Below are 9,528 nucleotides of genomic sequence, written 5' to 3'. Positions count from 1 at the left end.
AGGGGCTGGAGTACGACCGTCGCGCCGCGACGGTCGTACTCCGTCCCGTCCGTTCGTCGTCCGAGGTGGCCTCGGACCCCCGGGACGCCGGCCGGGAACGCGGGTGGCGCCGGTGGTCGGTGCCGGCCGTCCTGGTCGGCATCGCGGCGCTGGCGTTTCTCCTGCGGGTGTGGCGGTTGGACGCCCTCGGCTTCAACAGCGACGAGGCCGTCTACGCCGGGCAGGCCGCCTCACTCGCCGGAAACCCCAACTACACGCCGTTCTTCCCGGTGTTCCGCGCCCATCCGATGCTCTTCCAGACCCTCCTGTCGCCGTTCTTCCGCACCGGCGAGGTGGACGTGGCCGGGCGGGTGGTCGTCGCGGTCCTGGGCGTGGCGACGGTACTCGCCGTCCACCTGCTGGGCGCCCGGCTGTACGGCCGGTGGGTGGGGCTGGTCGCGGCGCTGCTCGTCGCGGTCATGCCGTACCACGTGATCGTCACCCGTCAGGTCCTCCTCGACGGGCCGATGGTCCTGTTCTCGACGCTCACGCTGTACTGCCTGGTCCGGTTCGTCCAGGGCCAGCAGCTGCTCTGGTACGTCGCGACAGGGGCCATGCTGGGCGTGACGATGCTGACGAAGGAGACGAGCGTCGTCCTGGCCGGTGGCGTCTACGCCTTCCTGGCGCTGACGCCGATGGTGCGCCGGCCGGTACGGATGTCGTTGCTCGCGGTGGTCGCGATGCTGGCGGTCTTCCTGACCCACCCGGTGTCGCAGGCGTTGGCCGGGCGCACCCAGACCGGCAAGAGCTATCTGGTGTGGCAACTGTTCCGGCGGCCCAACCACTCGATGGGCTTCTACGCCGAAACCGTGCCGGCGGCGATGGGACTGCTCGTGGTGGCCGCGGCCGTCGGGGGCCTGTGGTGGCTGCGCCGGCACCGCTCCTGGCGGGAGACGCTGCTGCTGTCGTGGATCGCCGCACCGGTGGTGTTCTTCCAGCTGTGGCCGGTCAAGGGGTTCCAGTACCTGCTGCCCGCGGCGGCGCCCGTCGCGGTGCTCGCCGCCCGGGCGCTGACCGGGATGCCGGTGCCGGACCGCGTCCGCCGGCTGTTCCAGCGGGCCGGCCGGCCGGGCGACGCCGGACCGGTCCGGGCCGTGCGGGCCGCGCTGATCGCGGTGGTCACGCTCAGCCTGCTCGTCCCCAGCTGGAACGCGGTCAACCGGGCCGACAACGCGACCTTCCTCGCCGGCTCCGGTGGTGTGCCGGGCGGCCGGGAGGCCGGTCGGTGGCTGGCCGCGAACACGCCGAAGGGGTCGGTGGTGCTCACCCTCGGCCCGTCGATGGCGAACATCATCCAGTACTACGGCCACCGGCGCAGCTACGGGCTCTCGGTCAGCCCGAACCCGCTGCGGCGCAACCCGTCGTACGAGCCGCTGCCCAACCCCGACCGCTGGCTGCGTAACAACGACCTGCAGTACGTCGTCTGGGATTCCTTCTCCGCCGGGCGCTCGGCGTTCTTCGCCGAGCGGCTGATGGTCCTGATCCGCCGCTACCACGGCCGCGTCGTGCACACCGAGTACGTCGACGGGACCGATCGCACGGGGGCCCGCGTCCCGGTGCCGGTGATCATCATTTACGAGGTGCGTCCATGACCAACCCCACTCCCCCGCGCCACCGCCTCGGCCGCCTGGTGGCGCGCGCGCTGCTGGTCGCCGGCCTGCTGGCACTCGCGGACCCGGCCGCGGCCGCGCACGCCGCATCCCGGACGGCGGCCCCGCCGAGCCCCACCACGCCGATCGACCACTTCGTCTTCCTGATGCAGGAGAACCACACCTTCGACAACTACTTCGGCACCCGGCCCGGGGTCGACGGGATCCCAGCGGACACCTGCGTGCCGGTCCACCGGGGCCGGGCCCAACCCTGCGTGAAGCCGTTCCACCTGGGCGAGTTGGGCAGCCTCGACCTCGACCACTCCGCCGAGGCCTTCCGGGTGCAGTACAACAACGGCCGGATGGACGGCTTCGTCGAGGGGGTGAGCACGCAGGGCAAGAACGGGAAGCTCGCGATGGCCTACTACGACGACCGCGACCTGCCGTACTACTGGAACATCGCGGACGAGTACGTGCTCTTCGACCGCTTCTTCAGCTCCTCCAACTCCGGCAGCATCCGCAACCACATGTTCCGGGTGACCGGCAGCCCGGGCGCCACGGGGCCGGCGGAGTCGATCCCGCCGGGCGGCTGGGGCGACATCCCGACCATCTTCGACCGGTTGGAGGCCGCCGGCATCAGCTGGAAGTTCTACGTGGAGAACTACGACCCGACCATCACCTTCCGCTCCCGCACCAGCGAGGAGGACGTCGACCGGGGGGCGCAGGTGATCTGGGTGCCGCTGCTGGCGTACGCGCGCTACGTCGACGATCCCCGGCTGTTCGGCAAGATCGTCGATCTGGACCAGTACTACGAGGACGCCGCCAAGGGCCAGTTGCCCGCCGTCTCGTTCATCGCCCCGGCAGGCGACAGTGAACATCCGCCGGGCAGTGTCCGGGCCGGCCAGACCCTCGTCCGTACGCTGCTGACGCAGCTGATGCGCTCGCCGAACTGGAACTCGTCGGCCTTCCTGTGGTCGTACGACGACTGGGGCGGCTGGTACGACCACGTGCCACCGCCGCAGGTCGACAAGTACGGCTACGGCTTCCGGGTGCCGGCCCTGCTGGTCAGCCCGTACGCCCGACGCGGCCATGTCGACTCCACCACCCTCGACTTCACCTCCGTGCTGAAGTTCATCGAGGTCAACTGGCGGCTGAAACCCCTGGCCGAACGGGACCGCAAGGCGAAGACGTTCCTCGACGCGTTCGACTTCGACCGACCACCACGGCCGGCGGTCTTCCTCGGCACCGAACGCACGCCACCGGTCGTGCACAGACCGAACCCGGTGCCGGTGTACGCCTCGTACGCCGTCACGGGCAGCCTGGTGGCGGCGCTGGTCGGCGTCGCGACGCTGCGGCGGCGGCGATGGACCTGACCCGGCGGATCGTGCGGGCCGCCCTGCTGTCGCTGGCCGCGGCCGTGCTGACGGTGATCGTGCTGCCGGGCGCCGCGAGCGCGCGGCCGGGGCCGGCCCGGGCGGGAACCCTGCACCTGCAGACGGTGCCGCCGCTGCCCGGCGTGGTGGTCAAGGTGGACGGGCGGGTGGCCCGCTCCGACGCCAAGGGGCGGATCGCGGTCCGGGTTCGCAATTTCGCCGGCCTGGCCGAGCGGATCGTCGTGCCGGAGACGCGGATCAGTCCGGATCGCAAGGTCGTCTTCGACCGGTTCCGGGGCAACGTCGACGCCGCCGGCCGCGGCAAGGTCGTGGAGCTGGGGATGAGAACCACCCGGCTGGTGTCGTGGAGCTTCATCGACCGGTTCGGCGACACGGTGCCGGCGGACCGGGTCACCGCCATGCGGCTGCGCAGCAACACCGGTGAGATCCACGACCTGACGGGTGCCCAGGTGGCTCAGCCGCTCTGGGTCGCCGAGAGCCGTACCCAGCAGGGCCCGCAGGGCCTGGTGTCCAAACAGCTCTACTACGTGGTCGACAGCGCGATGGTCGACGGCACCTCCGTGGTCAACCGCGCCGGACAGAAGTTCGTGCCGTGGGAGCAGCAGGCCTGGGTGGTGCAGCTGCTCTTCTTCCGGGTGTCGTTCACCGCGACCGACATGTTCTTCACCCGGCAGGTCGGCGACGGCATCCAACTCACCCGCGCCGACGGCGCCGTCCAGCGGCTACCGTTCGGCCACGACGGCACGGCGGTGGTGCCCGACCTGCCGCGCGGCACGTACACGATCACGGTCTTCGGCGGTGGCGTGTCGTTCGGGCGCCCGGTCAGTATCAGCAAGGACCAGCAGGTGACGCTCACCGTGATCAGCGTGGCCGACCTGACCCTGGTGACGCTCGCGGTCCTGGTCGTCGCGGTGGGTCTGGTGCTGTTCGGGCGTCCGCACCTGCTCGCTCGGCTGCGCCGGGCCGTCCAGCTCGGGGCGGCCCGTGCCAGGGGCCGGAAGCCGCCCCGATCGAGGCACCGCCGGCGGCCGCGGACGCGACGGGAGCCGGCCGCCCCGGCGTCGGCACCGGCCACGGCGGACCGGCGGCGGGAACGGCTCGGGGCCGGGGTGACACTGCTGGTGCTGCTCGCCGCGGTGACCGGCGCGCTCCTGCCGCCGCAGGCAGCGCGCGCCGACACCGGCCGACCGCAGGGCTCCCCGCACCCCTCGGCCGCCCCCGTCCCGATACTCGCCTACTACTACATCTGGTTCAATCCGACGTCCTGGAACCGCGCGAAGATCGACTATCCGCTGCTCGGCCGGTACTCCAGCGATGACGTGGAGATCATGCGGCGGCACGTGCGGATGGCCAAGTCCGCCGGCATCACCGGATTCCTGGTGTCGTGGAAGCACACACCGCAGCTCGACGAGCGCCTGGCCAAGCTCATCGAGGTGGCCCGCGAGGAGCACTTCCACCTGGGCATCGTGTACCAGGGGCTCGATTTCTCCCGTACGCCGCTGGCCTTCGACACCGTCCGCACCGACCTGGCGTACTTCGCGACCCGGTACGCCACCGACCCGGTCTTCGACATCTTCGGCCGGCCGGTGGTCGTGTGGACCGGCAGCGACCGGTTCACGGCGGACCAGATCCGGGCCACGGTCGGCGGCGTACGCGGGAAGCTGCTGGTGCTCGGCAACGCCAAGAGCGTCGCGGACGTGGAGGCGAGCCAGGGCGTGCTGGACGGCCAGGCCTACTACTGGTCGTCCGTCGACCCGACGGCCGGTGCCAGCGGGCGGAAGTTGGCGGACATGTCCCGGGCGGTGCACCGGCGCGGCGGGTTGTGGATCGCCCCGGTCGCACCCGGCTTCGACGCCCGGCTGGTCGGTGGCAAACGGGAGGTGCCCCGCCGGGAGGGGGCGACCCTGCGCGCCTCCTTCGCCGCGGCGCGCCTGTCCGAACCGGACGCGATCGGAGTGATCAGCTGGAACGAGTTCAGCGAGAACACCCACATCGAGCCGAGCGAGCGCTTCGGCTCGCTCGACATCAACGTCCTCGCCGACCTGCTCGGCGCGCGGGCCGACGTGAACGTACCGGCGGACAGCAGCGACCCGGGCGACGGCGACCACTGGGGGCTCAGTGGCCGGGGCGCCCTCGTCGTCACCGGCGCGGCGGTCGTGGCGTTACCGCTGGGAGTCCTCCTGCGGCGACGTCGCCACCCGGCCGGTGTTCCTCCCGGCCGACTGACCGGCACGGACGCGGATGGCGACGCCGACCGCTGACGCTGTTCCGCTCCTGGGGAGGGCGTGGCGTTGCCGCGCCGGTTGCTCCGCTTCTCGATCCGAACCGGGGAAACACAAGCTGGAGGTCTACCGATGAAGCTGGGCAGAACGACCCGACCGCGGGTCGCGGCGGCGGCCGTCGCCGTGGTCGTCGCCGCCGGGCTGACCCTGGTCGAGAGCGGTCGCGCGGAGAGCGCCTCCCCGACCTGCCACACGTCGGCCGCGCCGGCCGGCTACACGGTGCTGGTCTGCCTCACCCAGCCGCCGGCCGGGGGCACCGTGGTTGGCGACACCGCCGTGGCGGCGACGGTCAACGTGACGGTCGGCACGAGCCCGGGCGTGGCCAAGACCGAGTGGTCCATCGACGGTCAGTACCTGCTCACCGATTTCCAGTCGCCGCACCAGTTCACCCTCTCCTCGGCGGACTTCGCCGACGGCGCGCACACGATCGGCGTCTCGGCGAAGATGCGCGACGGGTACGTCACCCCGGAGGTGGTCATCGCCGTCACCTTCGCCAACGGCAACGCCACCGCGCCGCCGAACACCCGGCAGTGGTCGGTGCCGCCGATCCACGCCCGCGGTCCGCAGGAACCCTTCGTGGTGGCCGCCGTCGGTGACGGCGCCGGCGGGGAGACCAACGCCCAGAACGTGACCAACGCGATCGTCGGCTGGAATCCGGACCTGTTCCTGTACCTGGGCGACGTGTACGAGGAGGGCACGCTCACCGAGTTCAAGAACTGGTACGGCGGCCCCACGGCCTACTACGGGCGGCTGCGCGAGGTCACCACCCCGGTCCTCGGCAACCACGAGTACACCGGCAACGTGGCCGACGGCTACTTCAGCTACTGGGACAACATCCCGCACTACTACAGCTACGACGCCAACGGCTGGCACTTCATCGCCATCGACTCGACCAGCAACTACAACCGGGTCGCGCCGGGCACCCCACAGTACGAGTGGCTGGCCGCGGACCTGGCCGCCAACCGCAGCCCCTGCACGATGGTGTTCTGGCACCACCCACTGTTCAGCGTCGGCTCGGAGGATCCGGCGCCCCGGATGCAGCCCATGTGGGACCTCATGGCCGCGAACGGGGTCACGCTGCTCGCCACCGCGCACGACCACAACTACCAGCGCTGGGCGCCCCTGGGGGCGGGCGGTACGCCCGCCGCCGACGGCATCGTCGAGCTCGTGGTGGGCGGTGGGGGCCACTCGAGCCAGGGCTTCACCGCCGCCGACCCGCGGGTGGTGAAGACGAACAAGAGTTACGGCGCGATGCGCATGGAACTCTTCGGCAACCGGGCCGAGCTTCAGTACTACGCGGCCGGCGCCGCCAGCAGCACCCTGGTCGACTCGTCGACCGTCTCCTGCAAGGGCACGGACGGGCTCGCCCCGAGCGCACCGGCCGGCCTGACCGCGACCGGGAACCCGACCCCCTCGGTGAGTCTGGCCTGGACCGCGGCGACCGACAACTACGGCGTGACCGGCTACCGGGTGTACCGCGACGGCGCTCCCGTGGCCGACCTGCCGGCCGCGGCGACCTCCTGGGCGGACCCCGCCGCCGCCGGCGCGACCCGCTACGAGTACGCCGTCGACGCCGTCGACGCCGCCGGGAACCGGTCGGTGCGGAGCACGCCGGCGACCGTGACCGTCCCCGGCCCGGACCTCACGCCGCCCACCGTGCCGGGCGGGCTCGTGGCCACGCCCTCCCCCGACGCGGTCACGCTCACCTGGTCGCCGTCGGCGGACAACGTCGGCGTCACCGGGTACGAGGTCCTCCGCGACGGCGCCTCGGTGGCGACGGTGACGACCACGACCTACGCCGACAGCACGGTGCCGGCGAACGAGTCGCACCGCTGGACCGTACGCGCGGTGGACGCGGCCGCGAACGCCAGCGCGGAAGCCGGCCCGGTCACCGCCACCCGGGACACGCTGACCCCATCCGCCCCGCCGAACCTGCGGGTCACCGGCGTGACACCGGGGGCGGTCAGCCTCGCCTGGGACCCGTCGACCGACAACGTCGGGGTCGTGCGCTACCAGGTCCTGCGCGACGGCGACGTCCTGGCGTCGGTCTCGTCCGGGACGGCGTTCGTCGACGACACGGTCGCCAGCACCCGCACGTCGCACACGTACACGGTGACGGCGGCCGACGCCGCGGGGAACGTCTCCGCTCCGAGCAACCCGGTGACCGTCACCACCGCCGACGCCAGCCCACCCACCGTGCCCGCCGACCTGCAGGCCGTCGCGGAGGGGCCGAACCGGGTCGGCCTGTCATGGGCGCCCGCGACGGACGACACCGCCGTCGCGGGATACCGGGTGTACCGCAACGGCTCGGTCCTCGCCACGACGACCGGCGCGACCTTCACCGACAGCACCGCCCTGTCGGAGACCTCCTACTCGTACGCGGTCACGGCCTTCGACGCGGCGGGCAACGTCTCGGACCCGAGCACGCCGGCCCTGGTCACCACGCCCTCGGCCACCTCCTTCGGCACGGTGGCCGACACCTACGTCAAGGCGTCCAGCCCGACCAGCAGTTACGGAAGCACTCCGGTCGTACGGGTCGACGGCGACCCGGCCACGAACGCCTATCTGAAGTTCACCGTGACCGGGCAGACCGGCACGGTGCTGCGGGCCCGGCTGAGGATCCTGGTGGCGGCCGGCTCCTCCAGCGGTTTCGTGGTCCGCGCCGTGGCCGACTCCACCTGGTCGGAGTCATCGATGAACTGGAACAACGCCCCGGTGATCGGCAGCACGACGATCGCCGCCAGCGGCCGAACGACGAGCGGCACCTGGGTCACCCTCGACATCACTCCGTTGGTCAGCGGGAACGGCACGGTCACCGTCGCGTTGACCTCCAGCGGCGCCTCGTCGAGCAGCTACGCCAGCCGCGAGTCCGGTACGCCGCCGCTGTTGCTGCTGGACATGGCCTCATGAGCGGCCGGGAGGGCCCCGCCGGCTAGGAGCCCGCCTGGTCCCGGGCCCGCGCCCCCGCCTCGGGCACCGCGGCGGGGGCGGGCCGGAGCCGGGCGGTCACCCGGTCCATCGCGTCCCCGAGCACCGCGCCGGTCATCGGCAGCAGCGGGCTGGACCGCATCACCGCCAGCTCCTCGGCCGGCGAGGTCGCCCCGTCGAGGAAGCGCAGCACCCGCTCGGCGGGGTTGCGGTCGAAGAGCCGCGCGAAGAAGTCCACCCCGCTGACGTGTCCCCGGTCCAGGGCGCGCAACGCCACCGCGTCCATCCACAGGTGACGGTGCGGGTAGGCAGGCGCCGGCACCGGCGGCCGGCCGGCGGCCAGCGCGCGGGCCACCTGGTCGGCCTGGCGGAGCATCGCGGAGAAGGTGAACCCGGTGGAGGGGCGGGTGGCGCCGCCGGCGGTGCCGAGCCGGACCACCCGGGCCGACGGGCGGCGCGGGAACGGGCCGTCGGTCATCGGGATGACACCGTTCTCCACCTCCCGCACCCGCAGCGCGGTCAGGTCCAGGCCGAGCCGGCCCGCATAGTCGCGCAGCGCCGCGTCGTACGCCGCGTCGGGCAGCACGGCGGGTGAGAACTCGGTGTATTCGACCAGGGCGTACCGGTCGCTGACCGGCAGCACGTAGCCGAAGGAGACGCCCCGGGCCGGCTGCGGGGTGCGGAAGTCCATCAGCACCGCGCGTTCGGGGTCGAAGGTGGCCCGGTCCGCCTCCAGCCACCAGCCCCGGAAGTGCTGCAGCCAGCTGGTCCGCCCCGGCCGGGCAGGCGGGCGGGGGCGGGAGTCGAGCACCCAACCGGCCCGGACCAGCGGCCGCCCCTCCGGGTCGGGCACGGTCACCCGGTGCCCGTCGTCGCGCAGCTCCCCGGCCGGGGCGCCGATCCGCACCGCGCCCAGCCGCCGCTCGGCCGCGGCAGCCCGGTCGTAGACCGGGGCGGAGCGGAGCATGGCGTACCGGAGGGGGGTGAGCGACAGCGCGCGGCGGCCCGCGGGCGTGACCACGTCGACCCGCGACCAGCTGGCGCTCAGAAGCGGGTCGAGGTCGGTGCCCGGCGGCCCCCAGAACGCCCAGGTGCGGTCCTGGCCCCGCTTGCGCACCGGGTCGACCACGGCGACCCGCAGGCCGGTCAGGTCGTGCCGGTCCAGGGCGGCCAGGACCAGGGAGGCGGCACCGCCGCCGCCCACCAGCGCGAGATCGACGTCGGCCGGGGATGCGTCCACCCGCCCACGCTGTCACACCCCCGCCCCGCACCGGCCGGGACCCCGCCGGCCGCCGC

The 9,528-nt window shown here is 72.8% G+C and carries 5 protein-coding genes; 4 read left to right on the top strand and 1 reads right to left on the bottom strand.

What is annotated here, in order from left to right; genetic code table 11:
* The 4 genes from ACWEVO_RS19820 to ACWEVO_RS19805 all read left to right on the top strand — a co-directional run.
* Window positions 1-1,631 (top strand): glycosyltransferase family 39 protein (locus tag ACWEVO_RS19820; RefSeq protein WP_452308998.1); only part of this gene is annotated, 1,631 nt, incomplete at its 5' end.
* Window positions 1,628-3,001, top strand: a complete 1,374-nt coding sequence (locus ACWEVO_RS19815) for an alkaline phosphatase family protein (RefSeq protein WP_452308997.1) — start codon at window positions 1,628-1,630, stop codon at window positions 2,999-3,001. The genes ACWEVO_RS19820 and ACWEVO_RS19815, both read left to right, overlap by 4 nt.
* Window positions 2,992-5,283, top strand: coding sequence for a hypothetical protein (locus tag ACWEVO_RS19810; RefSeq protein WP_452308996.1), 2,292 nt, complete (start codon window positions 2,992-2,994; stop codon window positions 5,281-5,283). Before ACWEVO_RS19815 ends, ACWEVO_RS19810 begins: the two co-directional genes overlap by 10 nt.
* A gap of 93 nt (window positions 5,284-5,376) precedes the next feature.
* Complete coding sequence (locus tag ACWEVO_RS19805) at window positions 5,377-8,214, top strand: CBM96 family carbohydrate-binding protein (RefSeq protein ID WP_452308995.1); 2,838 nt, start codon at window positions 5,377-5,379, stop codon at window positions 8,212-8,214.
* Window positions 8,215-8,236: 22 nt separating this feature from the next.
* On the opposite strand, the gene ACWEVO_RS19800 is transcribed toward ACWEVO_RS19805, so the two are convergent.
* Window positions 8,237-9,472 carry a lycopene cyclase family protein gene (locus ACWEVO_RS19800; protein WP_452308994.1) on the bottom strand — a complete coding sequence of 412 codons (1,236 nt, stop codon included), beginning with the start codon at window positions 9,470-9,472 and terminating at the stop codon, window positions 8,237-8,239.
* Window positions 9,473-9,528: the final 56 nt, after the last annotated feature.

This window comes from Micromonospora sp. NPDC003776 (assembly GCF_053605645.1).
This window is presented reverse-complemented; position numbering and strand designations above follow the sequence as displayed.